Below are 25,360 nucleotides of genomic sequence, written 5' to 3' on the forward strand. Positions count from 1 at the left end.
TTTTCTACACCTTAAACGGCCGTTCTTTGAAAAAAGGGCTTATTATTGTATTTGCGGCATTTTTTACTGCTTTCATTTTATATGTACAGAAAGTGTATCATCCTACCTTCTCCACACCAAGCGGTCCAAAAGCGATTTATAAAGCAGAAAAAAGCAAACATGAAGTGGCCTTAACATTCGATATTAGCTGGGGAGACGAAAATGCTTTGCCAATTCTTGATGTCCTAAAGAAAAATGGCATTAAAAACGCCACGTTCTTTCTATCAGCTTCATGGGCTGAACGACATCCACAAATCGTCAAAAGAATCAAAGAAGACGGGCATGAAATCGGCAGCATGGGATACAATTTTACCGATTACACGCAACTAGAAGACGCGAACATAAGACGAGACTTAATGCAAGCAGAGAAAGTGTTTGATACTCTCGGCATTAAACGTGTCACATTGCTTCGTCCACCAGGCGGAAATTTTAATACAAACGTTTTAAAAATCGCCGACTCGTTAGGTTATACGGTTGTTCATTGGAGTGTGGATTCAAAAGATTGGCTGAACCCGGGAGTGGACAACATTATTAATAACGTCGTTCAAGAGATGAAAGCTGGCGACATTGTTTTGCTGCATGCTTCAGATTCCGCAAAACAAACCGCAAAAGCTCTACCGCAAATTATTCAGGCGATGAAACACAGTGGCTATAAAAATGTAAGCATTTCTCAACTAATTGAGAATGGAGAAACCTCTAATAAAGAAATTAATTAGCAAAAGAGGGCTCTCTACGTAGAGAGCCTTGCTTATTTTGCACCTATCAATTTATGGAGGATAAGGAGTTGGTATGCGTTACATACTAATAATGGAATAAGCATTAAATAAAGCCAATTTTCATCGTTAATTCGCAATGCTGGGAACCATTCAATGACCGTCACAACCGTCATAAAAAACAACGCTGGAACGAATGCTTCTTTATTCGTTGCTTTTTTCTTGATAAAAGCCACTACGAGTCCAACAAATAAAATAAATAATGCCACTAATACATAACTTACAATCGATTCCCCTTTTTCCGCAAACGCTTGATAGCGGAAATACACTAAATCAAACAATACGAATGAAATGAGGACAAGCTGAACAGAATTCCAAAGGGAAACGAATCGAAAAATTCCTAATCCAAACCGATGAACCGTTAAATAAGCAAAAAAGCCCATTTGGCTAATGACGCTAAAAATAAAACCAAATCCAATAAACCACACAAACACGGCGAAAAATTCCCCGATATGTCCCTGAGTTAAAAGCTTTTCGTATTTCCCCCATCCTGTCACCATTCCTGTGATAGCAGTCGTCATCCCACCGATTGCTAATGTCGTAAAAAATAATCGAACCCATTTACGGCTGTTCACCCTTACAACCTCCATTATTCATTATTCCTTTAAAATTTTATCAATCCATTTTTAAAAACGCTAGCGTATTCCTTAGACAAGCGTATATTTTTTTGCCGGAAATTCATATTAAGAATAAGGAACATTTGCAGAAAGGAGCTTAAATATATGAGAAATTGGGCGCTGCTCCTCATATTGTTTTTTTTCACGCTTAGCTCTTGTGCTCCACAAGAAAAAAGTCCTGCTCCACCGGACTACGACCAAATAAAAAAAATGGTGGTCGATATTTTAAAAACAGATGAAGGAAAAAAAGCCATTCAAGATGTGATGACTGAAGATAAGGTAAAACAGCAACTCATTATGGACCAAACGGTCGTCAAGCAAACAATCGAACAAGTGTTAACAGCAAAAAAAGGAATGGAATTTTGGAAAAAGGCGTTTGAAGATCCGAAATTTGCAGAAAGCTTTGCAAAAAGCTTAAAAATAGAACAAGAAAAAACGATTAAAGCATTGATGAAAGATCCTGAGTATCAAGGGATGATGATCGATATATTAAAAAGTCCTGAAATGGAAAAAGCATCACTTACCGTTCTAAAAAGCAAAGAGTTTCGCGGTCATCTTCAAAAAGTGATAACAGAAACGTTTGATAGTCCATTGTTTAAAGCAAAAATTCAAGATCTTTTAATCAAAGCAGCGGAAAATATGCAAAGTACGAAAAAGCAAAGTGGTGGAGGAGAAGGCAGTGGCCAACAGCAGGATGGTAGCCAATAACCCACTTTTCCTAGCGCAACAAAAACGGTGTCCTTTCTCGGACACCATTTGTTTTAACATTTCTCCACAATTTTACGAGCAATATTCATATATATTTTTCCAATTGGATGGTCTTCTCCATATACTGACGGGGCAAAATCGTCGTCATTCCAGTCAGGCTGTTGGAGCGGTAATTGTCCTAGCAGTTCGGTTTGCAATTCCTTTGCTAACTTCTCTCCGCCACCTTTGCCAAATACATATTCTTTTTCCCTTGTCAGCTTGCTTTCAAAATACGACATATTTTCAATGACCCCTATGACTTCATGCTCCGTGCGAAGAGCCATCGCTCCTGCACGCGCCGCAACAAATGCTGCGGTTGGGTGCGGGGTGGTAACAATAATTTCTTTACAGGAAGGAAGCATCGTATGGACATCTAAAGCGACATCCCCTGTTCCCGGTGGGAGATCTAACAATAAATAATCAAGTTCTCCCCATTCCACTTCTTTGAAAAAGTTATTCAACATTTTCCCTAGCATCGGACCGCGCCAAATGACAGGGGCATTATCTTCGACAAAAAAGCCCATTGAAATCACTTTTACTCCAAATCGTTCCACCGGAATAATTTTTTCTCCACGCACTACCGGACGTTCTACAATCCCCATCATATCAGGAATGCTAAACCCATAAATGTCAGCATCAACTAGCCCTACTTTTTTGCCAAGGCGAGCAAGGGAAACCGCAAGGTTGACAGAAACCGTTGATTTTCCAACGCCTCCTTTGCCACTAGCGATTGCAATGTATGTCGGCTGTTTTTCTTCGCCACGATATTTAGCGATTTCCTCATCTGGTAATTGGGTAAAACGTAGACCGACCGACGCTGCTCCGGCATTTTTTAACGTTTGGACGACATCCGTTTGAACTCGCAGTTGTTCAGCTGTTCCTGTTTTGGCAAGCGCAATTTTTACACTTACATGTCCTTTCTCTTCTTTAATTTTAATCTCTTGAATAGCGTTTGTTTCTTTGAACGTTTTATGTAAAAATGGGTCTTGCATGTTTTCTAGCAGCGCCTGCACATCTTTTTCCATCAACATCGCTTCTCACCAATCCCTTTTTGTAATCATTTTCATAATTTTACTATATCACATATCACCGCTACTCGCGAATGCAGACAATCACACGACCCAGCTTAATACTTCGGCAAAAACACGCACTTCCAATCTAGTGAAGTAGGAATTCACTCCGGCAGACTTGTTTCATCAGAAAAATAACGAAGCACCCCTTTATAAATAGCTGCAGCAAGCTTTGTTTGATAGTGGTCGGAAGCAAGCAGTTCCCGCTCTTCCTCGTTTGATAAAAAACCAACTTCGACTAATGCACCTGGTTTTTTAGCGTATTTTAATAAATAGACGGTGTTGATTACTTTTGCGGAACGATCGGTGTTTTCTAAATTTCGGCGTAATTCTGCTTGAATAAATTTCGCTAACCGCTCATTTTCAATTAACGATCCGTAATAAAATGTCTGTGCTCCTCTCCATCTTGGAGATGGAATGGCATTTAAATGAATACTAATAAATAAGTCGGCTTCTGATTGGTTAATTAGTTGAACGCGTTTTTTCAAATCTTCCACTTTGCGTCGGCTATACCCTTTTGTATCCTTCTTTGCTAGATCGTAATCATCTTCGCGGGTCAATAACACAAGCGCTCCTTGCTGCTGCAAATAGTCCCGCAGCTTCACGGCTACCCGAAGAGCCACTTCTTTTTCCAATACATCTTCGCCAACAGCTCCCCCATCCGGTCCCCCATGCCCTGGATCTAAAATAATAATCCTCCCCGAAAGTGGAAGATTCCACGATTTCATGGAGCTTGTACTACCTATCATATATTGAAAAAAAACAATGAGCAAAACGGTGCTAATCAGTATGCCCCATAGTTTTATTTTCATCGTTTCTCCTCCTGCGTTCCCCGTTATTTATGTTATATGGGACAAGAGGAGAAAATAGAACTTTTAATGTAGTTTTAGCCGCCACCGCTTTTTTCCTGTTTCAAACCCTTCCAGCCACCAATAAGAAATGTAGCAATCACACGTATCGTGTAAAATTTCTGCATCCTTTTCGTGGGGACTGCTGAAAAAACAAAAAAATTCAAATAGCGCATCCGCTAAATATTGTTCTTGTTTGGCACAACGTACTTTCACTCTCTCCGCCGACTCCCCATAATATCCAAACCGGCTATAGCTAGCTCCGAGCAAATATGCTTCAATCGCCATATCGATGCAGCCATCTTCCACAATAGCTGGTAATTGGTCATGCGGATAAAAGAAACGGAAAGTTTCGCTCGCTTTTCGTTGCAGCTTGTCTAACGACAGTTCCCGCAATAGCTTTCGTTCATATTTAATTTCTTTTTCCCGCTTCTTTTCTTTAAAAGATGTGATCACATTCATTTGTTTTCACGCTCCTTTGGAATGTAGTTTCTTACGTTTCTTTCCAAACATGCGTGCCAAAAAATAAAAATCCCAGCCATAACAGCCGGGATTTTCCGTACAATGTTAACGTTTGGAGAATTGTGGTGCACGACGTGCGCCTTTGAGACCGTATTTCTTACGTTCTTTCATGCGAGCATCGCGAGTTAACAAGCCTGCGCGTTTTAACGTTTGACGATATTCTGGGTCTACTTCTAACAATGCGCGCGCAATACCATGGCGAATTGCGCCAGCTTGACCAGAGAAGCCACCGCCATGAACGTTTACTAATACGTCGTAGCTTCCTAATGTTTCTGTTAATACAAGCGGTTGTTTTACTACTTCGATTAATGCTTGAGATGGAATGTACTCTTGAATGTCACGATTATTGATAACGATGCGCCCGTCACCAGGAACTAAGCGTACACGTGCAACAGAACTTTTGCGACGGCCTGTGCCGTAATATTGTACCTGTGCCAAAATAATACCCTCCTTAATTATCCGCGAAGTTCATAAACTTCTGGTTTTTGTGCTTGATGTGGATGTTCGCTTCCACGGTAAACATGCAACTTTTTGAACATTTGACGGCCAAGACGACCTTTTGGCAACATGCCACGAATTGCTCGTTCAAGCATTTGTTCTGGGTAGTTTGTGCGCATTTCAAGCGCTGTTCTTACTTTTAGTCCGCCTGGATGTAAGCTGTGGCGATAGTATAATTTGTCCGTTAACTTTTTGCCTGTTAACTCAACTTTTTCCGCATTGATGATGATGACATGGTCACCAGTGTCCACATGTGGTGTGTAAGTTGGTTTATGTTTGCCGCGTAAAATTGCTGCTACTTCACTCGCAAGACGCCCTAATGTTTTTCCTTCAGCGTCAACAACGTACCATTTACGTTCTACTTCATTTGGCTTCGCCATATAAGTTGTACGCATTTTTTTCCCTCCTAAAATAAAAAATGAACAAACCGTTTATATTTATTTCAACACGATTATTTTCCGGGGCTAATCGTGGGTTTAAAATACATACCATATGATATATTATCTCTTTCCGCTACCAATGTCAAGAAAATGTTACACCAGGATTAGTTGTCATAAACGACTTTCCATAAGTAAAGTCCGTGCGCCGGAGCTGTCTTCCCGGCTAACTGCCGGTCTTTTCCCTCTAAAATCCTTGGAATGGAAGCAGAACTTCTTTTTCCTTGCCCGACTTCTAACATCGTTCCCACAAGAATGCGCACCATATTATATAAAAATCCGTTGCCAATCCAGCGAAATTCAAGACCATCATCTGTCACACAAAGCGTTGCTTCATAAATCGTCCGCACACGGTTTTCCATGTCTGTTTTCGCCGAGCAAAAACTTGTAAAATCATGGGTTCCTTTCACAAACACCAGCGCCTGCTTCATCGCTTCCGTGTCCAATGGATAAGGAAAATGATACGCATAATGACGGGAGAATACATCTCTTTCTTCTGCCGTCCTAATTTTATATCGATACTCTTTTGCGATCACGCTATAACGGGCATGGAAAGAGTCGTGGACTTGTTCAACTTCCCGCACTGTCACATCATCTGGCAACATCGCATTCAACGCTTTTTTCCATCCTTCTGGCGAAAGTGATAAGGAAGAATCAAAATGGATAACTTGCCCATGCGCATGCACCCCGGCATCCGTTCGACCAGAAGCCGTGACACGAATGGCTTCTTTATGCATCGTCCCTAATACTCGCTCGAGTTCTCCTTGTACGGTTCGTTTATTCGGCTGAATTTGGTATCCGGCAAAATAGGTTCCATCATAAGCAATCGTACATTTCCATCTTCTCATCGTCCATTCCCCATTACGTTCGGAATAAAAGTAATACAATTGTCATCCCGACAGTAGAAGCAAGTAACCATGTATCGATCCAACCCCATGTTAATAATCGGTATTTCGTTCGCCCTTCGCCGCCCCGATATCCGCGCGCTTCCATTGCGATTGCCAGTTCTTCCGCTCGTTTAAAAGCATGAATGAATAATGGGATAAGCAAGGACGTTATCGCCTTCATTCGTTCCCCGAACGGTCCGCCATAAAAATCAACGCCTCGCGCTGCCTGTGCCTTCATTATTTTCTCTGTTTCTTCCATTAACGTTGGGATAAAACGGAGCGAAATCGACATCATAAGCGCCAATTCATGTACAGGAACACGGAATCGTTTTAACGGGCCAAATATACTTTCTACCGCATCGGTCACTTCTACTGGCGTCGTTGAAATGGTTAGCCATGTCGTGATTACAATTAATAGGAGAAATCGGAGCGAAATAAATACCCCTTTTCGTAAGCCTCCTTCATATATCGCGAGTTCCCCTATTTGATAAAGCAATGCGCCTTCTTTCGTCAAAAAAGCATGCAAAAAAAATGTAAATAGCACAATCCAAAGAACAGGACGTAATCCTTTCATAATAAACGAAAACGGCACTCGCAATAAAAGAAGCAGGATAAACAAGAACACAGTCGACATTGCATACGTAACGCTACTGTTCGCAAAAAAGACGCTGGCAGCATAAATAAACATAGTAAGCAGTTTCGCACGAGGGTCCATGCGATGAATGACAGAATTGCTTGGTACGTATCTTCCGATGATGACATTCATGATAGACGCCCTCCAAACAATAGCGCTTTTATTCCGGCGACTAGTTGCTCGTTTGTTAAACATGGAGAGGGAATTTCTCGCCCGATTTTTTCTTCAAGTTTTCGCTTTAACAGCACTGTTTCGGGTACATTTAATCCTACTTGCAGCAACTCATCTATATCGCGAAAAATGGCTTGAGGTGTGCCTGTTTTCCATACCGTTCCTTTTTGCATAACAACAATATAATCTGCATATTTCGCCGCATCTTCCATGTTGTGCGTGACTAAAATAGTCGTTAGCTGTCTTTCGCGATGAAGACGAGCGAACAGTTCCATTATTTCTTTCCGACCATATGGATCTAACCCTGCGGTCGGTTCATCTAATACGAGAACGTCCGGTTCCATCGCCAATATTCCTGCAATTGCCACACGGCGCATTTGTCCTCCGCTTAAATCAAAAGGAGATTGTGAAAGTAGCTGCTCTGGAAGCCCAACGAGGGCAAGCGCTTCTTTTGCTTTCTGCTTCGCAACTTCTTCCGAAACGCCAAAATTAAGCGGACCAAAACAAATATCTTTCTCAACCGTTTCTTCAAATAGCTGATGTTCTGGAAATTGAAACACAACCCCTACTTTGCGGCGCAACGGCTTTAATTGTTTTTGTTTTTGACGATTAGTTAATGTATATTCCCCGATGCGTACTTTTCCATTCGTCGGCACTAATAAGCCATTTAAATGTTGAAGCAATGTCGATTTTCCCGAACCGGTATGACCGACAATGGCGACAAACGATCTATGTTCGATAGCTAAGTTCACTTCATAAAGCGCTCGTTGCGCAAATGGCGAGTTGGCATGATAAATATAATCTACTTGTTCAAATACAATGTCCATAGTTCATCCACCAACTCCTCTATTGTTGCGCTGTGAACAGATAAGGGAATTCCTGTTTGTTGCAACTCTTTTTTGATTTTCATGACAAACGGCAAGTCAAGACGAAATTGTACTAACTTTTCCCCGAGCGAGAAAATGTCTGCCGGTGTCCCGTTGGCAACTATTTCGCCTTCATTCATCACAATGATTTTGTCTGCTCGCACCGCTTCTTCTAAATCGTGGGTAATTGAAAGAATCGTTATTTGTTGCTTTTTTCGCAAATTGATCAGCGCTTCTAACACTTCCCGCTTTCCTTTCGGATCGAGCATCGATGTCGCTTCATCCAAAATGATGAGATCCGGCTGCAACGCAAGAACACCAGCGAGCGCTACTCGCTGCTTTTGTCCACCTGATAAATGATGTGGTTCTTTGAGCAAAAATTCTTCCATTCCCACTTGACGGATAGCCGCTTGGACACGTTCGACCATTTCTTCTCGAGGAATGCCATTGTTTTCGAGGGCGAATGCCACATCGTCTTGGACGGTCGTGCCGACAAATTGGTTGTCTGGGTTTTGAAAAACGATACCCATTCGTCTACGAAGCTGCCAAACAGTAGCTTCGTTGAGCACCGTATCAAACAGGCGAATCTCTCCGTGTTTCGGTTTTAACAAACCAATTAATAGTTTGGCGACAGTCGATTTTCCGGAACCATTATGCCCAACGATTGCTACCCAATCGCCTTTATAAACGTGAAACGTTACATTTCGAACCGCTTCGTTCGGTTGACCTGGATATTGGAAGGATAGGTTTTCTACCGATAACACTAGCTCTTTCATACACTCTCTTCCTTTCCTCTATACATGCTTCCCTTCTATCAAACAAGCAAGAAACAAAAAAAGGGCATAGATCCAGTTTGAAACAAACTGTCTCGCCCTTGTTAGTCAACCGAATCGCTTTACACGAGTTCAATAATAACCATTGGTGCGCCATCGCCACGACGCGGACCAAGTTTCATAATGCGTGTATAACCACCTTGACGATCTTGGTAGCGTGGAGCAATATCACTAAATAATTTTTGAATCGCATCTTGACCAGTTTCTGTGTTTGCTACTTCTTTGCGGATAAACGCAGCTGCTTGACGACGAGCATGCAAGTCACCACGTTTTCCTAACGTGATCATTTTTTCAACGACCGAACGTAATTCTTTTGCACGAGCTTCCGTCGTTTCAATACGCTCGTTAATGATTAAATCAGTCGCTAAGTCGCGAAGCAACGCTTTGCGTTGAGCGCTTGTACGTCCTAATTTTCTGTATGACATGAGATGTCCCTCCTTTTTTGAATGACTTGTAACATGAAAATGCCTAGTTAATCTGTCGTTAACTAGTCATCTTTCCGTAAGCCTAATCCAAGTTCTTCGAGTTTCGCTTTTACTTCTTCAAGCGATTTCCGACCTAGGTTACGTACTTTCATCATATCTTCTTCTGTTTTTTGTGCAAGTTCTTGGACAGTGTTAATACCCGCACGTTTTAAACAGTTATAAGAACGAACAGACAAATCAAGTTCTTCAATCGTCATTTCGAGCACTTTTTCTTTTTGGTCTTCTTCTTTTTCGATCATGATTTCCGCATTTTGTGCTTCATCTGTCAACCCAACGAAAATGTTCAAGTGCTCTGTTAAAATTTTCGCTCCAAGCGAAACAGCTTCTTTTGGACCGATGCTTCCGTCTGTCCAAACATCTAGCGTCAGCTTATCATAATTCGTGACTTGACCGACACGAGTGTTTTCCACTTGATAAGCTACGCGCGATACTGGTGTATAAATCGAATCGATAGGGATAACACCTATTGGCTGATCCTCGCGTTTATTGGCATCAGCTGGAGTATACCCACGTCCTCGTTTTGCCGTCATTCTCATGCGAAGATGGCCGCCCTCAGCCAACGTAGCAATATGAAGGTCCGGGTTTAATATTTCTACATCGCTATCGTGAGTAATATCAGCAGCCGTGACAACTCCTTCACCCTGTACATCAATTTCAAGCGTCTTTTCTTCGTCAGAGTAAATTTTCAACGCAAGTTTCTTTACGTTTAAAATGATTGCTGTCACATCTTCTACGACGCCTTCAATTGTTGAGAACTCATGCAGTACTCCATCTATTTGAATAGATGTCACAGCGGCACCAGGGAGTGAGGATAATAGGATACGACGTAAGGAGTTACCCAAAGTTGTACCATATCCACGCTCAAGTGGTTCAACGACGAATTTGCCGTACTTGGCATCTTCGCTGATTTCAACCGTCTCGATTTTTGGCTTTTCGATTTCGATCATGATATATACCCTCCTTCAAAACGTCGAAACCCCGATCAAACGGTACACGCCTAATCGAAATTCCCCCATGAATCAGTTCCCGAATGTGCGCAGTAGCTGAGCAAAATTTCTCTGCCAAAAATGATATCATATCCCATTATTGACAAGGATACGAAATCTATACAGAGAAATTAAACACGGCGACGTTTTGGCGGACGGCATCCATTATGTGGAACAGGAGTAACGTCTTTAATTGCTGTAATTTCCAATCCTGCCGCTTGAAGCGCGCGGATTGCAGCCTCACGACCAGCGCCTGGACCTTTTACGTTTACTTCAACAGTTTTCATGCCATGCTCCATGGAAGCTTTTGCTGCTGCTTCAGCAGCCATTTGCGCTGCAAATGGAGTCGATTTACGAGAACCTTTAAAACCTAACGCACCAGCACTTGACCAAGAGATTGCATTGCCATGGGCGTCAGTAATTGTGACGATTGTGTTGTTGAATGTAGAACGAATATGAGCGATTCCGGATTCAATATTCTTTTTTACGCGGCGTTTACGCGTATTTGTTTTACGTGCCATTCGTTCAAGTACCTCCTTTGCTTAATTATTTTTTCTTGTTCGCTACTGTACGGCGTGGACCTTTACGCGTGCGAGCATTGTTTTTCGTATTTTGACCACGAACTGGCAATCCACGACGATGGCGAAGACCACGGTAGCAGCCAATTTCCATTAAACGTTTGATGTTTAGCGATACTTCGCGGCGAAGGTCGCCTTCTACTTTCAAACGGTCAACGATTTCGCGAATTTTTCCTAATTCTTCTTCTGTTAAATCACGAACGCGAGTGTCTTCTGAAACACCTGCTTCTGCTAAGATTTTTTGTGCAGTTGGTTTACCGATACCGTAAATGTATGTTAAAGAAATGACTACACGCTTGTCACGAGGAATATCTACACCTGCAATACGTGCCATAAGTTGTACACCTCCTTAAAGATTACCCTTGTTTTTGTTTATGTTTTGGATTTTCACAAATAACCATGACTTTTCCGCGTCTGCGAATGACTTTGCATTTTTCGCAGATCGGCTTCACTGATGGTCTGACTTTCATGATCTTTACCTCCTTATTCATGCGGAGTACTCATTATTTATAACGATACGTAATTCTGCCACGAGTTAAGTCGTACGGAGATAATTCTACCGTAACTTTATCCCCAGGTAAAATACGAATGAAATGCATACGGATTTTACCTGAAACGTGTGCTAACACCGTATGGCCATTTTCTAGTTCGACGCGGAACATTGCGTTTGGCAACGTTTCAACGACCGTTCCTTCCACTTCAATTACATCGTCCTTCGCCATAGATCGGCTCTCCCTTCTTCGAATCAGTAACGTTTTGATGGCAATTTTCACGCCTAATGCCGTTTGTCACACGACCAGTTTCAATAATGCTGTTTTGTTTTTTCGGAAATAGAAAGCAACGTGCGACGAAACACCCAACGTTTGCTTTCGTCTCTAAACAACATACAACAACGACAGCATATTGTTCTGCTTCACAACCATGTGTGATGACACAATCTGTCCGATTTGACATGGTGAGCCAGTATGCAATGACCTGATTTAAAGGGTAGTTAAAATTTCATAGCCGGTCTCTGTAATGGCGATCGTATGCTCAAAATGAGCGCACATTTTCCCGTCGACCGTCACCACGGTCCAGTCATCCTCAAGAGTCCTTACATAACGGCTCCCCGCGTTGACCATCGGTTCAATGCATAACACCATGCCTGGTTTTAAACGCGGCCCCTTATTTGGCGGGCCATAATGTGGAATTTGCGGGTCTTCATGTAAGTTTTGACCAATTCCATGCCCGACATACTCACGCACAATCGAAAAATGGTATGATTCGACAAACGTTTGAATCGCGTGAGAAATATTCGATAAACGGGCGCCTGGTTTTGCTTCCTGTATTCCTTTATATAACGATTGTTCCGTTACTTCAAGCAATTTTTTCGTTTCTTCATCAATTTCTCCAACCGGATACGTCCAAGCGGAATCGCCGTGGTATCCGTTGTATTGGGCGCCGATATCAATACTGATAATATCGCCTTCTTTTAACACCCGATCTCCAGGAATGCCATGAACTAACTGCTCATTCACCGACGCACAAATGCTGCCGGGAAAACCGTTGTACCCTTTAAAAGAAGGAATTGCGCCATGCTGACGAATTACAGTTTCCGCGATATGATCAAGCTCTTTTGTTGTGATTCCTGGCTTAATATGCTTTTGCAACTCTTGGTGAGTCAAAGCGACGATTCGCCCAGCTTCACGCATAATATCAATTTCACGCGGGGTTTTGCAAATAATCATTATTTTAGGCCCCCAAGCAATTCACAAATATCCGCAAATACTTGCTCAATTTCTTGCTGTCCATTAATGTTGCGTAAATATCCTTTGGCACGATAAAAGTCGAGCAGTGGTTGTGTTTGTTTCATGTTGACTTCTAAACGGTTTGCTACCGTTTCTTCGTTATCATCAGCACGTTGGTATAATTCTCCGCCACATTTATCACAAACACCTAGTTTGGCTGGCGGATTAAACACGAGATGGTATGTCGCCCCGCATTCTTTACAAATACGCCTTCCTGTTAACCGTTCCATTAAAAGAGCTTTATCGACTTCAATGTTAATGACGTAATCAATCGAACGACCAAGCTCAGCCAACATCGCTTCTAACGCTTCTGCTTGGGCGACTGTTCGTGGGAACCCATCAAGCAAAAATCCTTTCTGGCAATCGTCTTTGCTTAAGCGTTCACGAACAATGCCAATTGTCACCTCGTCCGGTACAAGATCGCCGCGATCCATATATGCCTTAGCTTGTAATCCTAACGCTGTTCCTTCTTTGATAGCCGCGCGGAACATGTCACCTGTCGAAATATGAGGAATCCCGTATTCTTGCACAATTTTTTCGGCTTGAGTACCTTTTCCGGCACCCGGCAACCCCATTAAAACTAAGTTCATAATTGTTCCCCCTCATTGCTAGATGAGGTAGAGGGAAAAACTTCCCCGCCAACCTCTCTACTTAATAAAGCCTTTGTAATGCCGTTTGACTAACTGGCTTTCGAGCTGTTTCATCGTTTCTAACGCAACACCAACGACAATGAGCAAGCTCGTTCCACCAATTCGAGCGGACGCCGGCAAATCAGCAAATTTCACAAAGAAGACAGGAAGAACAGCGATTACTGCTAAGAATATTGACCCGACGAACGTAAGTCGATAAAGGATTTTTGTAACATACTCTTGTGTGTTTCTTCCTGGGCGAATGCCTGGGATATAACCGCCTTGTTTTTTGAGATTGTCTGCCATTTGTTCAGGATTTACTTGAACAAACGCATAGAAATACGTAAAAGCAATGATTAATGCCACGTATATCATCATACCAACTGGTTGTGTATAATCAAACGTTTTCTTAATCCAGTTTGTCACATCATTCGAGCCGAAAAACGATGCAATTGTCGGTGGAGCAACAATAAACGACACCGCAAAAATAACAGGGATTACCCCTGCCGGATTGACTTTTAACGGCAAATGGGTTGAGTGTCCACCTACTGGGCTACGTCCTTCTAGACGTTTCGCATATTGAATTGGGATTTTACGGAACGCTTGTTGGATATAAATAACTCCAACAATGACCGCAACAACTGCTAACGCAATTAGAAGGACCGTTACAATTCGTAAAAACAATTGGTCGCCTGCATCTTCAAACTGCTGAGCATAAATTTGGTTCAATGTGGATGGGATTCCAGAAACGATACCGGCAAAGATAATGATAGAAATCCCATTACCAACACCTTTTGCAGTAATTTGTTCCCCTAACCACATTAAAAATGCTGTCCCAGCTGTTAATACTGTTGCGATTAGCAAGTAAGTTGGGATTCCAGGATTTTTAATTAGCACCCCACCGGTCATATTATTGAATCCGTATGACATCCCAAATCCTTCGATAAAACCGAGTACAATCGTAAAATAGCGGGTAAACTGAGCTAATTTACGTCGCCCAACTTCTCCCTGTTTCGACCATTCTGTAAATTTTGGAACAACATCCATCTGCAACAATTGCACAATGATGGATGCTGTAATATACGGCATCACGCCCATAGCAAAAATGGAGAATTTTTTTAATGCCCCTCCTCCAAATGTATTGAGAACGCCAAACACATTTAATTGGTCTTGCACTTTCAATACATCTGCATTCACATTTGGCACCGGAATAAACGTTCCAATCCGAAATACAATTAGCATAAGGAGGGTAAATAAGATTTTCTTTCTTATGTCACCCACGCGCATAAAGTTGGAGATTGTTCGAAACATTAAATCACCTCAGTTTTACCGCCAACAGCTTCAATCGCTTCTTTCGCAGCAGAGGAGAATTTATGTGCTTTTACAGTCAATTTTTTCTCAATTTGACCGTTCCCGAGAATTTTTACACCTGCTTTTAGTTTGCTGACAACGCCTGTTTCTAATAAAAGTTCAGGTGTGACTTCTGTACCGTCTTCAAAACGGTTTAACGCATCAAGGTTGACGATCGCATATTCTTTACGATGAATGTTTGTAAAGCCGCGTTTTGGTAAACGACGGAATAGCGGAGTTTGACCACCTTCAAAACCAAGTCTTACACCGCCACCAGAACGAGCGTTTTGACCTTTATGACCTTTTCCAGACGTTTTCCCGTTACCAGAACCGATCCCGCGACCTACACGGTTACGTTCTTTGCGGGAACCTGGTGCTGGTTGTAGTTCATGAAGTTTCATCGCGAGGCACCTCCTTATGTTCATTATTGTTCTAATTCTTGAACTTTTACAAGATGAGACACTTTATTAATCATTCCGCGAATGGCTGGATTGTCGTTATGCACAACTGTTTGATGCAATTTTCGTAATCCTAATGTTTTAACCGTGACGCGTTGATCTTCCGGACGACCAATCACGCTGCGAGTGAGGGTAATCGCTAATTTTTTCGCCATTGTATTTCCCTCCTTATCCTAACAGTTCCTCAACTGTTTTACCGCGCAATTTTGCTACGTCTTCAGCACGTTTCAATTGCTTTAAGCCGTCAATTGTTGCGCGCACCATGTTGATTGGTGTGTTCGAGCCGATCGATTTTGATAAAATGTCGCTAACGCCTGCCAACTCTAATACCGCACGAGCAGGACCACCAGCGATAACCCCTGTACCTTCGGAAGCTGGCTTTAAGATGATTTCGCCTGCACCGAAGTGTCCGATCACTTCGTGAGGGATTGTTGTGCCAACGATTGGTACAGTAATTAAGTTTTTCTTAGCATCTTCAATTGCTTTGCGAATCGCATCTGGAACTTCTTGAGCTTTTCCTGTTCCAAATCCGACATGACCGTTTTTATCTCCGACAACGACTAGAGCAGCGAAACGGAATCGACGTCCACCTTTTACTACTTTTGCTACGCGGTTAACGGCAACAACGCGTTCTTCAAGTTCAAGTTTGTTTGGATCAATGCGACGCATCTTTGTCCCTCCTTTATAATTAGAATTCTAGACCCGCTTCACGAGCAGCGTCTGCAAGTGCTTTTACACGTCCATGATATAAGTAACCGCCACGATCAAATACGACGTTTTTAATTCCTTTTTCTAATGCACGTTTTGCAACTAGTTCGCCCACTTTTTGAGCTGCTTCTACGTTTCCAGTTGATTCTAAGTTGAATTCTTTATCTAATGTTGACGCACTAACAATCGTTACTGCTTTGACATCATCAATAATTTGCGCGTAAATGTGCTTGTTCGAACGGAACACATTTAAGCGTGGACGTTCAGCAGTTCCAACTACTTTACGACGAACACGAGCGTGTCTTTTTTTCCGAACTGCGTTTTTATCAAGCTTAGTGATCATTTCCGTCACTCCTTTCATTTACCTAAGCAGCATTATTTTTTACCTGTTTTACCCTCTTTGCGACGTACAACTTCGCCTTCGTAACGAATTCCTTTTCCTTTATACGGTTCTGGCGAACGTACCGCACGAATATTCGCTGCTAATTCACCAACGCGTTGTTTATCCGCACCTTTAACAATGATTTTTGTTTGTGAAGGAACTTCGATTTCAAGCCCTTCTTCTGGTTCGATTTCGACAGGATGAGAGTAACCGACGCTAAGCACAAGTTTTTTGCCTTGTTTGGAAGCACGGTAACCGACCCCTACTAATTCAAGCCCTCTCTCATATCCTTTCGAAACACCTTCCACCATGTTTGCAAGCAAACTGCGAGTCGTACCGTGAAGTGTACGATGCGCTTTTTCATCGCTTGGGCGAGTAACCGTTAAGGTATTACCTTCTAACGTAATCGTCATGTCCGGATGGAAAGTGCGAGTCAATTCGCCTTTCGGTCCTTTTACTGTAACTGTGTTGCCGTTGATTGTGACTGTGACACCAGCCGGAATTTCAATTGGTTTTTTACCAACACGTGACATACTTGACACCTCCATTCTTGAAAAGACTAATTACCAAATGTATGCTAACACTTCGCCGCCAGTTCCTTTTTGACGCGCTTCTTTATCTGTTAAAATTCCTTGAGACGTAGAAAGAATTGCAATACCTAAACCGTTCAGTACACGTGGTACTTCATTTGCTTTTGCATATACACGCAATCCAGGTTTGCTAATGCGTTTAAGCCCTGTAATTACACGCTCATTATTCGGACCGTATTTTAAGAAGATACGGAGAATCCCTTGTTTGTTGTCTTCAATGTATTCGACATCACGAATGAAACCTTCACGTTTTAAAATTTCTGCGATTTCTCTTTTCATTTTCGAAGCCGGAACTTCTAGTTTCTCGTGACGTACCATGTTCGCATTACGAATGCGAGTTAGCATATCTGCAATTGGATCTGTCATCACCATTATGTTTTACCTCCTTCCCAATTCACGGGTTGATTACCAGCTTGCTTTTTTCACACCAGGAATTTGACCTTTATACGCTAATTCACGGAAACAAATACGGCAAAGTTTAAATTTTCGATACACAGAGTGCGGGCGTCCGCAACGCTCACAACGAGTGTACGCTTGTACTTTAAACTTTGGCGTGCGTTTTTGTTTCGCGATCATTGATTTCTTAGCCACATTTTCGCCTCCCTCTTTTTACGAATGGGATCATTATTTTTGGAACGGCATACCGAGCAATGTTAATAACTCACGAGCTTCTTCGTCTGTGTTCGCAGTAGTAACGATGACAATGTCCATCCCGCGAACTTTGTTGACTTTATCGTAATCAATCTCAGGGAAAATTAATTGCTCTTTAATCCCTAGCGTATAGTTTCCACGTCCGTCAAACGCTTTTTTCGATACACCGCGGAAGTCGCGTACGCGTGGAAGCGAAACAGAGATTAACTTGTCTAAAAACTCATACATACGCTCGCCACGCAATGTTACTTTCGCTCCGATTGGCATTCCTTCACGAAGACGGAAGCCAGCGATTGATTTTTTCGCACGAGTTACCACTGGCTTTTGACCAGAAATTAGCGCTAATTCTTCCACAGCGCTGTCTAGTGCTTTGGCGTTTTGCACCGCATCACCGACACCCATGTTAATAACGATTTTTTCAATTTTTGGAACTTGCATTACAGATTTATAGTTAAACTTGCTCATGAGAGCAGGAGTAACTTCTTTCATATATTTTTCTTTTAGGCGGTTCATGTAAGTACCTCCTTTCTCACATCACGATTATTTATCTAAAATTTCACCAGATTTTTTCGCGTAACGTACTTTTTTTCCATCTACTACTTTATATCCTACGCGAGTTGGCGTTCCTGTTTTAGGATCTAGAGGCATTACGTTAGAAACGTGAATTGGTGCCTCTTTGCTAATAATACCGCCTTGAGGATTTGCTTGAGATGGTTTTGCGTGTTTTTTAACGATGTTTACTCCTTCGACAAGCACTCGGTTTTGTTTCGGGAACGCTGCAAGGATTACGCCTTGTTTCCCTTTGTCTTTTCCAGAGATTACTTGTACTTTATCACCTTTTTTTACATGCATCGCAGTTCGCACCTCCTTGAAAGGCTTTTCCTTTTCATTAAATTACTTCTGGAGCTAAAGAAACGATTTTCATGAAATCTTTTTCGCGCAATTCACGCGCAACTGGTCCGAAAATACGTGTTCCGCGTGGGCTCTTATCGTCACGAATAATGACGCATGCGTTCTCATCAAAGCGGATGTAAGAACCGTCTGAACGACGCACGCCGCGTTTTGTGCGGACAACGACCGCTTTCACTACTTGACCTTTTTTAACAACGCCACCTGGTGTTGCGTCCTTAACTGTTACAACGACAACGTCACCGATGTTTGCATAACGACGACCAGAACCACCTAGTACTTTGATGACAAGCACTTCGCGCGCACCAGAGTTGTCAGCAACTTTCATACGAGTTTCTTGTTGAATCATTTACGAAACCTCCCTTCGGAATTGTATCACCGATCCGAACATATTAAAGAATAACCGCTTTTTCCACTACTTCGACAAGACGGAAACGCTTTGTTGCAGAAAGCGGGCGAGTTTCCATGATTTTCACGATGTCGCCAACTTTTGCTACGTTGTTTTCGTCATGCGCTTTGTATTTTTTTGAGTATTTTACACGCTTTCCATAAAGCGGGTGCTTTTTGTAAGTTTCGACAAGAACCGTGATTGTTTTGTCCATTTTATCAGAAACAACACGGCCAACGTATACTTTGCGTTGATTGCGTTCACTCATTTCGCGAACCTCCTCTCAAGCCATTATTTATTCGCAGCGATCTCTCTTTCGCGGATGATCGTTTTCATGCGTGCAATTGCTTTGCGCACTTCACGAATGCGCGCTGTGTTTTCCAATTGGCCTGTTGCTAATTGGAAACGAAGGTTAAACAACTCTTCTTTCAACGATTTAATTTTTTGTTCAATCTCGGCAGTGGTAAGGTCACGGATTTCTTTAGCTTTCATTAGATTCACCACCAATTTCTTCACGTTTTACGAACTTACATTTGATCGGAAGTTTGTGAGAAGCAAGACGTAATGCTTCACGTGCTACTTCTTCAGAAACACCCGCGATTTCAAACATGACTTTGCCAGGTTTCACGACTGCTACCCAGCCTTCTGGCGCCCCTTTACCGGAACCCATCCGCACTTCTAGCGGTTTCGCCGTGTAAGGTTTTGAAGGGAAGATTTTAATCCATACTTTACCGCCACGTCTCATGTAACGAGTCATCGCACGACGAGCAGCTTCAATTTGACGGTTCGTGATCCAAGCAGATTCTAATGCTTGTAATCCGTATTCACCAAAATGTACTTCTGTACCGCCTTTTGCACGACCTTTCATGCGTCCACGATGTTCACGACGGAATTTTACGCGTTTTGGCATTAACATGATTAATTTCCTCCTTCCTCAGTTTTCTTTTTCGTCGGAAGGACCTCTCCACGATAAATCCATACTTTCACACCGATTTTTCCGTATGTTGTGTCTGCTTCTGCAGTTGCATAATCGATGTCAGCGCGAAGAGTGTGGAGTGGAACTGTTCCTTCACTGTAATGTTCAGAGCGAGCAATGTCTGCCCCGCCTAGACGACCAGATACCATCGTTTTAATTCCTTTTGCTCCTGCGCGCATTGTGCGTTGAATCGCTTGTTTTTGCGCACGACGGAACGATACGCGGTTTTCAATTTGACGCGCAATGTTTTCTGCGACTAATTTTGCGTCTAAGTCTGGTTTTTTAATTTCTAAAATGTTGATGTGTACGCGTTTCCCAGTTAATTGACTAAGAGCTTTACGAAGCGCTTCAACTTCTGTACCGCCTTTACCGATAACCATTCCTGGTTTTGCAGTATGAATCGTGATGTTCACGCGATTTGCTGCACGTTCGATTTCTACGCGTGAAACCGCTGCGTCGCTTAAGCGTTTCGTAATGTACTCACGTACTTTAAGGTCTTCATGTAAAAGGTCTGCGTAATCTTTTTCCGCATACCATCTTGATTCCCAATCACGGATAATACCAATGCGGAGACCGACTGGATTTACCTTTTGACCCACTGATTATCCCTCCTTCTTTTCTGAAACAACGATTGTAATATGGCTTGTGCGTTTGTTAATCGCGCTTGCACGACCCATTGCGCGCGGACGGAAACGTTTCAACGTCGGACCTTCGTCCACGTATGCTTCTGTAATCACTAAATTGTTAACATCCATATCGTAGTTATGTTCTGCGTTTGCAACGGCTGATTTTAATACCTTCTCGATAATCGGAGAAGCAGCTTTTGGTGTGTGGCGAAGAATGGCTACTGCTTCACCTACTTGCTTTCCTCGAATTAAATCAATCACTAAGCGAGCTTTACGAGGAGCAATACGAACCGTTCTAGCAACAGCTTTAGCTTGCATAATGAAAGCCTCCTCTCATATTAACGTCTTGTCTTCTTGTCATCAGCAGCATGGCCTTTGTATGTGCGAGTTGGCGCGAATTCGCCAAGCTTATGTCCTACCATATCCTCTGTGATGTAAACTGGTACGTGTTTACGTCCATCATACACAGCAATTGTATGTCCGATAAATTGTGGGAAAATGGTTGAACGACGAGACCATGTTTTAATTACTTGTTTTTGTCCTGTCTCATTTAATTTTTCGATTTTTTTCATTAAATGATCATCACAGAAAGGACCTTTTTTTAAGCTGCGACCCATAAATGAACCTCCCTTCGTGATTGTTCTACGGTTCTTAAGAACCGTAGTTCAACCCCGTTATTTTTTACGACGACGTACGATAAATTTATCCGATTTGTTTTTCTTTTTGCGCGTTTTGAATCCAAGTGTTGGTTTGCCCCATGGAGTCATTGGCGATTTGCGTCCGATTGGTGCTTTACCTTCACCACCACCATGTGGGTGATCGACTGGGTTCATAACAGAACCGCGAACTGTCGGACGAATGCCTAACCAACGAGCGCGTCCTGCTTTACCGATGTTCACAAGCTCATGTTGTTCGTTACCAACTTGACCGACAGTTGCGCGGCAAGTTGCTAAAATCATGCGAACTTCACCGGAAGCTAAACGAACAAGTACGTATTTTCCTTCTTTACCAAGCACTTGTGCAGATGTTCCTGCAGAACGAACAAGCTGCCCGCCTTTGCCTGGTTTTAATTCGATGTTGTGTACTAGCGTACCGACTGGGATGTTCGCAAGTGGTAGTGCGTTCCCTACTTTGATGTCCGCATCTTTACCAGACATGATTTCCATGCCTACTTCTAAGTTTTTCGGAGCGATGATGTAACGTTTCTCACCGTCCGCATAATGGATTAATGCGATGTTCGCAGAGCGGTTTGGATCGTACTCAATTGTAGCAACGCGTCCTGGAATGCCATCTTTGTCGCGTTTGAAATCGATGATCCGATATTGACGCTTATGACCGCCACCTTGGTGACGAACAGTCAATTTACCTTGGTTGTTACGACCACCTTTTTTCTTTAAAGGCGCAAGCAATGATTTCTCTGGCTTGTCAGTTGTGATTTCTGAGAAATCAAGAACTGTCATGCCACGGCGACCGTTTGACGTTGGTTTATACTTTTTAATCGCCATATCGGTTTCCCTCCTTCACTTTTAAACTTATGCTTCAAATAGCTCGATTGTTTTGCTGTCTGGCGTTAATGTCACGATTGCTTTGCGGCGACGGTTTGTGAGCCCGCTATAACGACCAACACGTTTGAACTTCCCTTTGTAGTTCATAATGTTGACCTTTTCGACTTTCACACCGAAAATCGCTTCTACTGCGTCTTTTACTTCTGTTTTGTTTGCTTTTACGTCAACTTCAAACGTATATTTTTTTTGTGCCACTAAATTCATTGAGTTTTCAGTGATAACGGGGCGCTTAATAATATCGCGAGGATCTTTCATTATGCAAGCACCTCCTCTACTTTTTCCACGGCAGCTTTTGTGATGACAAGCTTGTCGTGATTGAGTACATCAAGAACGTTGATTCCGCTTGCTGTAACGACAGTTACCCCCGGAATGTTGCGCGCAGATAATAAGACGTTTTCGTTAAAATCTGCTGTTACAATTAGCGCCTTGCGGTCAACAGAAAGGTTGCTTAAAATTTTTACCATTTCTTTCGTTTTTGGTGCTTCAAGCGCTAAGTTGTCTAATACAACAATGTTGTTTTCAAGCACTTTAGAAGATAATGCTGATTTGATTGCTAAACGGCGTACTTTTTTCGGTAATTTGTAGCTGTAGCTACGCGGAACCGGACCGAATACCGTACCACCACCACGCCATTGTGGAGAACGAATCGACCCTTGACGTGCACGGCCAGTACCTTTTTGACGCCATGGTTTACGACCACCGCCGCTTACTTCCGCACGATTTTTCGTTTTATGCGTTCCTTGACGCAAAGAAGCACGTTGCATAATCACTGCTTCAAATAACACATGTTTGTTAGGCTCAATACCAAATACGGAATCATTCAACTCGATTTCTCCGACAGTTGCTCCGTTTTGGTTGTACAATGCTACTTTTGGCATTGGATAGTTCCTCCTTTCTTAACAAAGTTATTTCACTTTCGCTTTAACCGCACTTTTAATGACTACAAGCCCTTTGTTTGGACCTGGAACGTTTCCTTTGATAAGAAGCAAGTTGCGTTCTGTATCAACTTTCACGATTTTTAAGTTTTGTACTGTTACGCGTTCGCCACCCATACGACCTGGCAATTCTTTCGATTTGAATACACGGTTTGGCGCGATTGGACCCATTGAACCAGGACGACGATGGTAACGAGAACCGTGTGCCATCGGTCCACGAGATTGGCCATGGCGCTTAATTGCACCTTGGAATCCTTTCCCTTTCGAAACCCCTGTTACATCTACAATATCGCCTTCAGCGAAAATATCTACTTTGACTTCCTGACCAACTTCATATTCCGCTACGTTTGCACCGCGAATTTCACGAATGAAGCGCTTAGGAGCAGTATTCGCTTTCGCAGCATGTCCTTTTTCCGGTTTGTTCGCTAATTTTTCCCGTTTGTCTTCAAACCCTAATTGAATCGCCTCATACCCGTCGTTTTCCACCGTTTTCTTTTGAAGTACGACGTTTGGAGTCGCTTCAATTACTGTTACAGGAATTAAGTCACCGTTTTCCGCGAATACTTGCGTCATCCCGATTTTTCTACCTAAGATTCCTTTGGTCATTCGTCACACCTCCTATAAGTTCATTTTGACAATTAAAGCTTAATTTCAATATCGACACCAGATGGCAAATCAAGGCGCATAAGCGAATCCACTGTTTGCGGAGTTGGGTTTACGATATCGATCAAGCGTTTATGTGTACGCATTTCGAATTGTTCACGAGAATCTTTATACTTGTGAACAGCGCGTAAAATCGTATAAACAGTTCTTTCTGTTGGTAGTGGGATCGGTCCAGATACTTTTGCACCAGAACGTTTTGCTGTTTCTACGATTTTTTCAGCAGATTGATCAAGGATTCGATGATCGTAAGCTTTTAAACGGATACGAATTTTTTCTTTTGCCATTATTTTCCCTCCTTCTTCGCCTATTTTCAAAATAGACATTCTCCGTGGAAATTTCCTCACACTCGCCATGGCAAAGCGGCCGGGTGTGTCAGCAACCTTCCACTTCATCGCAGTCAAAGACCAACATTAAACATTATACAGATAGAAAAAGCAAAATGCAAGTAAAATATCGGATACTTGCACACTTCTTTTATTATACACATCTATCCAATCACTTTCAACCTAGCATGAGGCAGTAAAAAAAGCAGGCTTGCCTTTAAGCAAACCTGCTTTGATTCATTACTCGATGATTTGAGATACAGAACCTGCGCCTACTGTACGGCCACCTTCACGGATCGAGAATTTTGTACCTTCTTCGATCGCGATTGGTGCGATTAGTTCTACTGTCATTTCGATGTTGTCGCCAGGCATAACCATCTCAACGCCTTCTGGAAGTTGGATGATACCTGTTACGTCCGTTGTACGGAAGTAGAATTGTGGACGGTAGTTAGAGAAGAATGGAGTATGACGTCCACCTTCTTCTTTTGACAAGACGTAAACTTGCGCTTTGAATTTTGTATGTGGTGTGATTGTACCTGGTTTTGCAAGTACTTGACCACGTTGTACTTCGTCACGAGATACCCCACGAAGAAGCGCACCAATGTTGTCACCAGCTTCTGCTTGGTCAAGAAGCTTACGGAACATTTCTACACCTGTAACCGTTGTTGCTTTTGGCTCTTCAGAAAGACCGATGATTTCTACTTGATCACCAACTTTTAAGATACCGCGCTCAACACGGCCAGTAGCAACTGTACCACGACCAGTGATTGAGAATACGTCCTCAACTGGCATCATGAACGGTTTGTCAACTTCGCGTTGTGGAGTTGGGATATACTCGTCAACCGCGTTCATAAGCTCGATGATTTTTGCTTCCCATTCAGCATCGCCTTCAAGTGCTTTCAATGCAGAACCTTTAATTACTGGGATTTCATCGCCAGGGAAGTCGTATTCAGATAATAGGTCGCGAACTTCCATTTCAACAAGCTCTAATAGTTCTTCGTCGTCTACCATGTCGCATTTGTTTAAGAATACAACGATGTACGGTACGCCTACTTGGCGAGAAAGAAGAATGTGCTCGCGAGTTTGTGGCATTGGACCGTCAGCTGCAGATACAACAAGGATCGCACCGTCCATTTGTGCTGCACCAGTGATCATGTTTTTTACGTAGTCAGCGTGGCCTGGGCAGTCAACGTGCGCATAGTGACGATTGTCTGTTTCATACTCAACGTGTGCAGTTGAGATTGTGATTCCGCGCTCACGCTCCTCTGGAGCAGCGTCGATTTGGTCATAAGCGCGTGCTTCTGCTTTTCCTTGTTTTGCAAGAACTGTTGTGATTGCTGCTGTTAAAGTTGTTTTCCCATGGTCAACGTGGCCGATTGTACCAATGTTAACGTGTGGTTTCGTACGTTCGAATTTCGCTTTAGCCATT

43 protein-coding genes (1 of these 43 cut by a window edge) are annotated in these 25,360 nt (G+C 42.6%); 2 read left to right on the forward strand and 41 right to left on the reverse strand.

What is annotated here, in order from left to right:
• On the forward strand, positions 1 to 755 hold the 3' portion of the coding sequence (pdaB, locus tag GFC30_RS00175) for a polysaccharide deacetylase family sporulation protein PdaB (protein WP_066322009.1). The gene continues 7 nt to the left of window position 1, outside the view; only the last 755 of its 762 coding nucleotides appear in the window; the start codon falls outside the window, past its left edge; it ends in the stop codon at positions 753 to 755.
• A 32-nt stretch (positions 756 to 787) separates the two neighbouring features.
• Here pdaB and GFC30_RS00180 read toward each other — a convergent pair whose 3' ends face one another.
• Positions 788 to 1,387 (reverse strand): KinB-signaling pathway activation protein, encoded by a 600-nt coding sequence (locus GFC30_RS00180; RefSeq protein ID WP_066326978.1) that lies wholly within the window; start codon positions 1,385 to 1,387, stop codon positions 788 to 790.
• A gap of 147 nt (positions 1,388 to 1,534) precedes the next feature.
• Here GFC30_RS00180 and gerD point away from each other — a divergent pair, with 147 nt between their 5' ends.
• A complete protein-coding gene (gene gerD, locus GFC30_RS00185) occupies positions 1,535 to 2,137 on the forward strand; it encodes a spore germination lipoprotein GerD (protein ID WP_066322011.1) in 603 nt (200 codons plus the stop codon).
• A gap of 53 nt (positions 2,138 to 2,190) precedes the next feature.
• Here gerD and GFC30_RS00190 read toward each other — a convergent pair whose 3' ends face one another.
• The 40 genes from GFC30_RS00190 to tuf form a co-directional block, all read right to left on the reverse strand.
• A complete protein-coding gene (locus tag GFC30_RS00190; protein WP_066322013.1) occupies positions 2,191 to 3,207 on the reverse strand; it encodes an Mrp/NBP35 family ATP-binding protein in 1,017 nt (338 codons plus the stop codon).
• A gap of 143 nt (positions 3,208 to 3,350) precedes the next feature.
• The gene (gene cwlD, locus GFC30_RS00195) at positions 3,351 to 4,058 is read right to left on the reverse strand and encodes an N-acetylmuramoyl-L-alanine amidase CwlD (RefSeq protein WP_066322015.1); all 708 of its coding nucleotides are present in this window, start codon (positions 4,056 to 4,058) and stop codon (positions 3,351 to 3,353) included.
• Positions 4,059 to 4,121: 63 nt separating this feature from the next.
• Positions 4,122 to 4,556, reverse strand: a complete 435-nt coding sequence (locus GFC30_RS00200; protein WP_066322017.1) for a DUF2521 family protein — start codon at positions 4,554 to 4,556, stop codon at positions 4,122 to 4,124.
• A gap of 105 nt (positions 4,557 to 4,661) precedes the next feature.
• On the reverse strand, positions 4,662 to 5,054 hold the full coding sequence (rpsI, locus tag GFC30_RS00205; protein WP_066322019.1) for a 30S ribosomal protein S9: 393 nt from the start codon (positions 5,052 to 5,054) through the stop codon (positions 4,662 to 4,664).
• 17 nt (positions 5,055 to 5,071) lie between these two features.
• Complete coding sequence (rplM, locus tag GFC30_RS00210; RefSeq protein ID WP_066322021.1) at positions 5,072 to 5,509, reverse strand: 50S ribosomal protein L13; 438 nt, start codon at positions 5,507 to 5,509, stop codon at positions 5,072 to 5,074.
• A 149-nt stretch (positions 5,510 to 5,658) separates the two neighbouring features.
• Positions 5,659 to 6,399, reverse strand: coding sequence for a tRNA pseudouridine(38-40) synthase TruA (gene truA, locus GFC30_RS00215; RefSeq protein WP_066322022.1), 741 nt, complete (start codon positions 6,397 to 6,399; stop codon positions 5,659 to 5,661).
• A gap of 13 nt (positions 6,400 to 6,412) precedes the next feature.
• On the reverse strand, positions 6,413 to 7,204 hold the full coding sequence (locus GFC30_RS00220; RefSeq protein WP_066322023.1) for an energy-coupling factor transporter transmembrane component T family protein: 792 nt from the start codon (positions 7,202 to 7,204) through the stop codon (positions 6,413 to 6,415).
• Positions 7,201 to 8,070, reverse strand: a complete 870-nt coding sequence (locus GFC30_RS00225; protein WP_066322026.1) for an energy-coupling factor ABC transporter ATP-binding protein — start codon at positions 8,068 to 8,070, stop codon at positions 7,201 to 7,203. The genes GFC30_RS00220 and GFC30_RS00225 overlap by 4 nt, the downstream gene beginning before the upstream one ends.
• Positions 8,046 to 8,885 carry an energy-coupling factor ABC transporter ATP-binding protein gene (locus GFC30_RS00230; protein WP_066322028.1) on the reverse strand — a complete coding sequence of 280 codons (840 nt, stop codon included), beginning with the start codon at positions 8,883 to 8,885 and terminating at the stop codon, positions 8,046 to 8,048. The genes GFC30_RS00225 and GFC30_RS00230 overlap by 25 nt, the downstream gene beginning before the upstream one ends.
• A gap of 119 nt (positions 8,886 to 9,004) precedes the next feature.
• Positions 9,005 to 9,367, reverse strand: coding sequence for a 50S ribosomal protein L17 (gene rplQ / locus GFC30_RS00235; RefSeq protein WP_066322030.1), 363 nt, complete (start codon positions 9,365 to 9,367; stop codon positions 9,005 to 9,007).
• Positions 9,368 to 9,429: 62 nt separating this feature from the next.
• Positions 9,430 to 10,374, reverse strand: coding sequence for a DNA-directed RNA polymerase subunit alpha (locus GFC30_RS00240; RefSeq protein ID WP_066322032.1), 945 nt, complete (start codon positions 10,372 to 10,374; stop codon positions 9,430 to 9,432).
• Between the two features lie 170 nt (positions 10,375 to 10,544).
• Positions 10,545 to 10,934: a 30S ribosomal protein S11 gene (gene rpsK, locus GFC30_RS00245; RefSeq protein WP_004888704.1), complete on the reverse strand. Its 390-nt coding sequence runs from the start codon at positions 10,932 to 10,934 to the stop codon at positions 10,545 to 10,547.
• A gap of 25 nt (positions 10,935 to 10,959) precedes the next feature.
• Positions 10,960 to 11,325 carry a 30S ribosomal protein S13 gene (gene rpsM / locus GFC30_RS00250; RefSeq protein ID WP_044895215.1) on the reverse strand — a complete coding sequence of 122 codons (366 nt, stop codon included), beginning with the start codon at positions 11,323 to 11,325 and terminating at the stop codon, positions 10,960 to 10,962.
• A 22-nt stretch (positions 11,326 to 11,347) separates the two neighbouring features.
• Entirely contained in the window at positions 11,348 to 11,461 is a 114-nt protein-coding gene (rpmJ, locus tag GFC30_RS00255; protein ID WP_000868344.1) for a 50S ribosomal protein L36, read from the reverse strand.
• A 33-nt stretch (positions 11,462 to 11,494) separates the two neighbouring features.
• Entirely contained in the window at positions 11,495 to 11,713 is a 219-nt protein-coding gene (infA, locus tag GFC30_RS00260; RefSeq protein WP_003247618.1) for a translation initiation factor IF-1, read from the reverse strand.
• Positions 11,714 to 11,971: 258 nt separating this feature from the next.
• Positions 11,972 to 12,718: a type I methionyl aminopeptidase gene (gene map, locus GFC30_RS00265; RefSeq protein ID WP_066322033.1), complete on the reverse strand. Its 747-nt coding sequence runs from the start codon at positions 12,716 to 12,718 to the stop codon at positions 11,972 to 11,974.
• A complete protein-coding gene (locus GFC30_RS00270) occupies positions 12,718 to 13,368 on the reverse strand; it encodes an adenylate kinase (RefSeq protein ID WP_066322035.1) in 651 nt (216 codons plus the stop codon). The genes map and GFC30_RS00270 overlap by 1 nt, the downstream gene beginning before the upstream one ends.
• Before the next feature lie 57 nt (positions 13,369 to 13,425).
• Entirely contained in the window at positions 13,426 to 14,718 is a 1,293-nt protein-coding gene (secY, locus tag GFC30_RS00275; RefSeq protein WP_066322038.1) for a preprotein translocase subunit SecY, read from the reverse strand.
• Positions 14,718 to 15,158: a 50S ribosomal protein L15 gene (gene rplO / locus GFC30_RS00280; RefSeq protein WP_066322040.1), complete on the reverse strand. Its 441-nt coding sequence runs from the start codon at positions 15,156 to 15,158 to the stop codon at positions 14,718 to 14,720. The genes secY and rplO overlap by 1 nt, the downstream gene beginning before the upstream one ends.
• Positions 15,159 to 15,181: 23 nt before the next feature.
• Positions 15,182 to 15,370 carry a 50S ribosomal protein L30 gene (rpmD, locus tag GFC30_RS00285; RefSeq protein ID WP_044744047.1) on the reverse strand — a complete coding sequence of 63 codons (189 nt, stop codon included), beginning with the start codon at positions 15,368 to 15,370 and terminating at the stop codon, positions 15,182 to 15,184.
• A gap of 13 nt (positions 15,371 to 15,383) precedes the next feature.
• On the reverse strand, positions 15,384 to 15,884 hold the full coding sequence (gene rpsE / locus GFC30_RS00290) for a 30S ribosomal protein S5 (protein WP_066322042.1): 501 nt from the start codon (positions 15,882 to 15,884) through the stop codon (positions 15,384 to 15,386).
• Between the two features lie 19 nt (positions 15,885 to 15,903).
• Complete coding sequence (rplR, locus tag GFC30_RS00295; RefSeq protein WP_066322045.1) at positions 15,904 to 16,266, reverse strand: 50S ribosomal protein L18; 363 nt, start codon at positions 16,264 to 16,266, stop codon at positions 15,904 to 15,906.
• 32 nt (positions 16,267 to 16,298) lie between these two features.
• Complete coding sequence (gene rplF, locus GFC30_RS00300) at positions 16,299 to 16,838, reverse strand: 50S ribosomal protein L6 (RefSeq protein WP_066322050.1); 540 nt, start codon at positions 16,836 to 16,838, stop codon at positions 16,299 to 16,301.
• A gap of 30 nt (positions 16,839 to 16,868) precedes the next feature.
• Positions 16,869 to 17,267 carry a 30S ribosomal protein S8 gene (gene rpsH, locus GFC30_RS00305; RefSeq protein ID WP_066322051.1) on the reverse strand — a complete coding sequence of 133 codons (399 nt, stop codon included), beginning with the start codon at positions 17,265 to 17,267 and terminating at the stop codon, positions 16,869 to 16,871.
• Between the two features lie 33 nt (positions 17,268 to 17,300).
• Positions 17,301 to 17,486 (reverse strand): 30S ribosomal protein S14, encoded by a 186-nt coding sequence (gene rpsN, locus GFC30_RS00310; RefSeq protein WP_003397678.1) that lies wholly within the window; start codon positions 17,484 to 17,486, stop codon positions 17,301 to 17,303.
• Positions 17,487 to 17,519: 33 nt separating this feature from the next.
• Positions 17,520 to 18,059 (reverse strand): 50S ribosomal protein L5, encoded by a 540-nt coding sequence (rplE, locus tag GFC30_RS00315; RefSeq protein ID WP_066322053.1) that lies wholly within the window; start codon positions 18,057 to 18,059, stop codon positions 17,520 to 17,522.
• Positions 18,060 to 18,086: 27 nt separating this feature from the next.
• Positions 18,087 to 18,398 (reverse strand): 50S ribosomal protein L24, encoded by a 312-nt coding sequence (gene rplX / locus GFC30_RS00320; RefSeq protein ID WP_066322055.1) that lies wholly within the window; start codon positions 18,396 to 18,398, stop codon positions 18,087 to 18,089.
• A gap of 37 nt (positions 18,399 to 18,435) precedes the next feature.
• The gene (gene rplN / locus GFC30_RS00325; protein WP_066322058.1) at positions 18,436 to 18,804 is read right to left on the reverse strand and encodes a 50S ribosomal protein L14; all 369 of its coding nucleotides are present in this window, start codon (positions 18,802 to 18,804) and stop codon (positions 18,436 to 18,438) included.
• A 43-nt stretch (positions 18,805 to 18,847) separates the two neighbouring features.
• Positions 18,848 to 19,111: a 30S ribosomal protein S17 gene (gene rpsQ / locus GFC30_RS00330; protein WP_027410243.1), complete on the reverse strand. Its 264-nt coding sequence runs from the start codon at positions 19,109 to 19,111 to the stop codon at positions 18,848 to 18,850.
• Positions 19,112 to 19,134: 23 nt separating this feature from the next.
• Entirely contained in the window at positions 19,135 to 19,335 is a 201-nt protein-coding gene (gene rpmC, locus GFC30_RS00335) for a 50S ribosomal protein L29 (RefSeq protein ID WP_066322059.1), read from the reverse strand.
• The gene (gene rplP / locus GFC30_RS00340) at positions 19,325 to 19,759 is read right to left on the reverse strand and encodes a 50S ribosomal protein L16 (RefSeq protein ID WP_066322060.1); all 435 of its coding nucleotides are present in this window, start codon (positions 19,757 to 19,759) and stop codon (positions 19,325 to 19,327) included. Before rplP ends, rpmC begins: the two co-directional genes overlap by 11 nt.
• Positions 19,760 to 19,761: 2 nt before the next feature.
• A complete protein-coding gene (gene rpsC, locus GFC30_RS00345) occupies positions 19,762 to 20,418 on the reverse strand; it encodes a 30S ribosomal protein S3 (protein WP_066322063.1) in 657 nt (218 codons plus the stop codon).
• A 3-nt stretch (positions 20,419 to 20,421) separates the two neighbouring features.
• Positions 20,422 to 20,763: a 50S ribosomal protein L22 gene (rplV, locus tag GFC30_RS00350; RefSeq protein ID WP_066322065.1), complete on the reverse strand. Its 342-nt coding sequence runs from the start codon at positions 20,761 to 20,763 to the stop codon at positions 20,422 to 20,424.
• Positions 20,764 to 20,783: 20 nt separating this feature from the next.
• Positions 20,784 to 21,062 (reverse strand): 30S ribosomal protein S19, encoded by a 279-nt coding sequence (rpsS, locus tag GFC30_RS00355; protein ID WP_003397663.1) that lies wholly within the window; start codon positions 21,060 to 21,062, stop codon positions 20,784 to 20,786.
• Positions 21,063 to 21,119: 57 nt separating this feature from the next.
• The gene (rplB, locus tag GFC30_RS00360; RefSeq protein ID WP_066322067.1) at positions 21,120 to 21,950 is read right to left on the reverse strand and encodes a 50S ribosomal protein L2; all 831 of its coding nucleotides are present in this window, start codon (positions 21,948 to 21,950) and stop codon (positions 21,120 to 21,122) included.
• 27 nt (positions 21,951 to 21,977) lie between these two features.
• The gene (rplW, locus tag GFC30_RS00365) at positions 21,978 to 22,265 is read right to left on the reverse strand and encodes a 50S ribosomal protein L23 (RefSeq protein WP_066322068.1); all 288 of its coding nucleotides are present in this window, start codon (positions 22,263 to 22,265) and stop codon (positions 21,978 to 21,980) included.
• Positions 22,265 to 22,888 carry a 50S ribosomal protein L4 gene (rplD, locus tag GFC30_RS00370; protein ID WP_066322069.1) on the reverse strand — a complete coding sequence of 208 codons (624 nt, stop codon included), beginning with the start codon at positions 22,886 to 22,888 and terminating at the stop codon, positions 22,265 to 22,267. The genes rplW and rplD overlap by 1 nt, the downstream gene beginning before the upstream one ends.
• A 27-nt stretch (positions 22,889 to 22,915) precedes the next feature.
• The gene (rplC, locus tag GFC30_RS00375; RefSeq protein WP_066322070.1) at positions 22,916 to 23,551 is read right to left on the reverse strand and encodes a 50S ribosomal protein L3; all 636 of its coding nucleotides are present in this window, start codon (positions 23,549 to 23,551) and stop codon (positions 22,916 to 22,918) included.
• A 32-nt stretch (positions 23,552 to 23,583) separates the two neighbouring features.
• On the reverse strand, positions 23,584 to 23,892 hold the full coding sequence (rpsJ, locus tag GFC30_RS00380; protein ID WP_003247558.1) for a 30S ribosomal protein S10: 309 nt from the start codon (positions 23,890 to 23,892) through the stop codon (positions 23,584 to 23,586).
• A 279-nt stretch (positions 23,893 to 24,171) separates the two neighbouring features.
• On the reverse strand, positions 24,172 to 25,359 hold the full coding sequence (gene tuf / locus GFC30_RS00385) for an elongation factor Tu (protein WP_066322072.1): 1,188 nt from the start codon (positions 25,357 to 25,359) through the stop codon (positions 24,172 to 24,174).
• Position 25,360: the final 1 nt, after the last annotated feature.

It is taken from the genome of Anoxybacillus amylolyticus (assembly GCF_001634285.1).
Lineage (GTDB): Bacteria > Bacillota > Bacilli > Bacillales > Anoxybacillaceae > Anoxybacteroides > Anoxybacteroides amylolyticum.

Excerpts from the sequence above, each read along its gene's own strand:
- gerD (WP_066322011.1), top strand. The coding sequence starts at position 1,535 with ATGAGAAATTGGGCGCTGCTCCTCATATTGTTTTTTTTCACGCTTAGC.
- GFC30_RS00190 (WP_066322013.1), bottom strand. The coding sequence starts at position 3,207 with ATGTTGATGGAAAAAGATGTGCAGGCGCTGCTAGAAAACATGCAAGAC.
- cwlD (WP_066322015.1), bottom strand. The coding sequence starts at position 4,058 with ATGAAAATAAAACTATGGGGCATACTGATTAGCACCGTTTTGCTCATT.
- GFC30_RS00200 (WP_066322017.1), bottom strand. The coding sequence starts at position 4,556 with ATGAATGTGATCACATCTTTTAAAGAAAAGAAGCGGGAAAAAGAAATT.
- rplM (WP_066322021.1), bottom strand. The coding sequence starts at position 5,509 with ATGCGTACAACTTATATGGCGAAGCCAAATGAAGTAGAACGTAAATGG.
- truA (WP_066322022.1), bottom strand. The coding sequence starts at position 6,399 with ATGAGAAGATGGAAATGTACGATTGCTTATGATGGAACCTATTTTGCC.
- GFC30_RS00220 (WP_066322023.1), bottom strand. The coding sequence starts at position 7,204 with ATGAATGTCATCATCGGAAGATACGTACCAAGCAATTCTGTCATTCAT.
- GFC30_RS00225 (WP_066322026.1), bottom strand. The coding sequence starts at position 8,070 with ATGGACATTGTATTTGAACAAGTAGATTATATTTATCATGCCAACTCG.
- GFC30_RS00230 (WP_066322028.1), bottom strand. The coding sequence starts at position 8,885 with ATGAAAGAGCTAGTGTTATCGGTAGAAAACCTATCCTTCCAATATCCA.
- rplQ (WP_066322030.1), bottom strand. The coding sequence starts at position 9,367 with ATGTCATACAGAAAATTAGGACGTACAAGCGCTCAACGCAAAGCGTTG.
- GFC30_RS00240 (WP_066322032.1), bottom strand. The coding sequence starts at position 10,374 with ATGATCGAAATCGAAAAGCCAAAAATCGAGACGGTTGAAATCAGCGAA.
- rpsK (WP_004888704.1), bottom strand. The coding sequence starts at position 10,934 with ATGGCACGTAAAACAAATACGCGTAAACGCCGCGTAAAAAAGAATATT.
- rpsM (WP_044895215.1), bottom strand. The coding sequence starts at position 11,325 with ATGGCACGTATTGCAGGTGTAGATATTCCTCGTGACAAGCGTGTAGTC.
- rpmJ (WP_000868344.1), bottom strand. The coding sequence starts at position 11,461 with ATGAAAGTCAGACCATCAGTGAAGCCGATCTGCGAAAAATGCAAAGTC.
- infA (WP_003247618.1), bottom strand. The coding sequence starts at position 11,713 with ATGGCGAAGGACGATGTAATTGAAGTGGAAGGAACGGTCGTTGAAACG.
- map (WP_066322033.1), bottom strand. The coding sequence starts at position 12,718 with ATGATTATTTGCAAAACCCCGCGTGAAATTGATATTATGCGTGAAGCT.
- GFC30_RS00270 (WP_066322035.1), bottom strand. The coding sequence starts at position 13,368 with ATGAACTTAGTTTTAATGGGGTTGCCGGGTGCCGGAAAAGGTACTCAA.
- secY (WP_066322038.1), bottom strand. The coding sequence starts at position 14,718 with ATGTTTCGAACAATCTCCAACTTTATGCGCGTGGGTGACATAAGAAAG.
- rplO (WP_066322040.1), bottom strand. The coding sequence starts at position 15,158 with ATGAAACTTCATGAACTACAACCAGCACCAGGTTCCCGCAAAGAACGT.
- rpmD (WP_044744047.1), bottom strand. The coding sequence starts at position 15,370 with ATGGCGAAAAAATTAGCGATTACCCTCACTCGCAGCGTGATTGGTCGT.
- rpsE (WP_066322042.1), bottom strand. The coding sequence starts at position 15,884 with ATGCGTCGCATTGATCCAAACAAACTTGAACTTGAAGAACGCGTTGTT.
- rplR (WP_066322045.1), bottom strand. The coding sequence starts at position 16,266 with ATGATCACTAAGCTTGATAAAAACGCAGTTCGGAAAAAAAGACACGCT.
- rplF (WP_066322050.1), bottom strand. The coding sequence starts at position 16,838 with ATGTCACGTGTTGGTAAAAAACCAATTGAAATTCCGGCTGGTGTCACA.
- rpsH (WP_066322051.1), bottom strand. The coding sequence starts at position 17,267 with ATGGTGATGACAGATCCAATTGCAGATATGCTAACTCGCATTCGTAAT.
- rplE (WP_066322053.1), bottom strand. The coding sequence starts at position 18,059 with ATGAACCGCCTAAAAGAAAAATATATGAAAGAAGTTACTCCTGCTCTC.
- rplX (WP_066322055.1), bottom strand. The coding sequence starts at position 18,398 with ATGCATGTAAAAAAAGGTGATAAAGTACAAGTAATCTCTGGAAAAGAC.
- rplN (WP_066322058.1), bottom strand. The coding sequence starts at position 18,804 with ATGATTCAACAAGAAACTCGTATGAAAGTTGCTGACAACTCTGGTGCG.
- rpsQ (WP_027410243.1), bottom strand. The coding sequence starts at position 19,111 with ATGAGTGAACGCAATCAACGCAAAGTATACGTTGGCCGTGTTGTTTCT.
- rpmC (WP_066322059.1), bottom strand. The coding sequence starts at position 19,335 with ATGAAAGCTAAAGAAATCCGTGACCTTACCACTGCCGAGATTGAACAA.
- rplP (WP_066322060.1), bottom strand. The coding sequence starts at position 19,759 with ATGTTAATGCCAAAACGCGTAAAATTCCGTCGTGAACATCGTGGACGC.
- rplV (WP_066322065.1), bottom strand. The coding sequence starts at position 20,763 with ATGCAAGCTAAAGCTGTTGCTAGAACGGTTCGTATTGCTCCTCGTAAA.
- rpsS (WP_003397663.1), bottom strand. The coding sequence starts at position 21,062 with ATGGGTCGCAGCTTAAAAAAAGGTCCTTTCTGTGATGATCATTTAATG.
- rplB (WP_066322067.1), bottom strand. The coding sequence starts at position 21,950 with ATGGCGATTAAAAAGTATAAACCAACGTCAAACGGTCGCCGTGGCATG.
- rplW (WP_066322068.1), bottom strand. The coding sequence starts at position 22,265 with ATGAAAGATCCTCGCGATATTATTAAGCGCCCCGTTATCACTGAAAAC.
- rplD (WP_066322069.1), bottom strand. The coding sequence starts at position 22,888 with ATGCCAAAAGTAGCATTGTACAACCAAAACGGAGCAACTGTCGGAGAA.
- rplC (WP_066322070.1), bottom strand. The coding sequence starts at position 23,551 with ATGACCAAAGGAATCTTAGGTAGAAAAATCGGGATGACGCAAGTATTC.
- rpsJ (WP_003247558.1), bottom strand. The coding sequence starts at position 23,892 with ATGGCAAAAGAAAAAATTCGTATCCGTTTAAAAGCTTACGATCATCGA.
- tuf (WP_066322072.1), bottom strand. The coding sequence starts at position 25,359 with ATGGCTAAAGCGAAATTCGAACGTACGAAACCACACGTTAACATTGGT.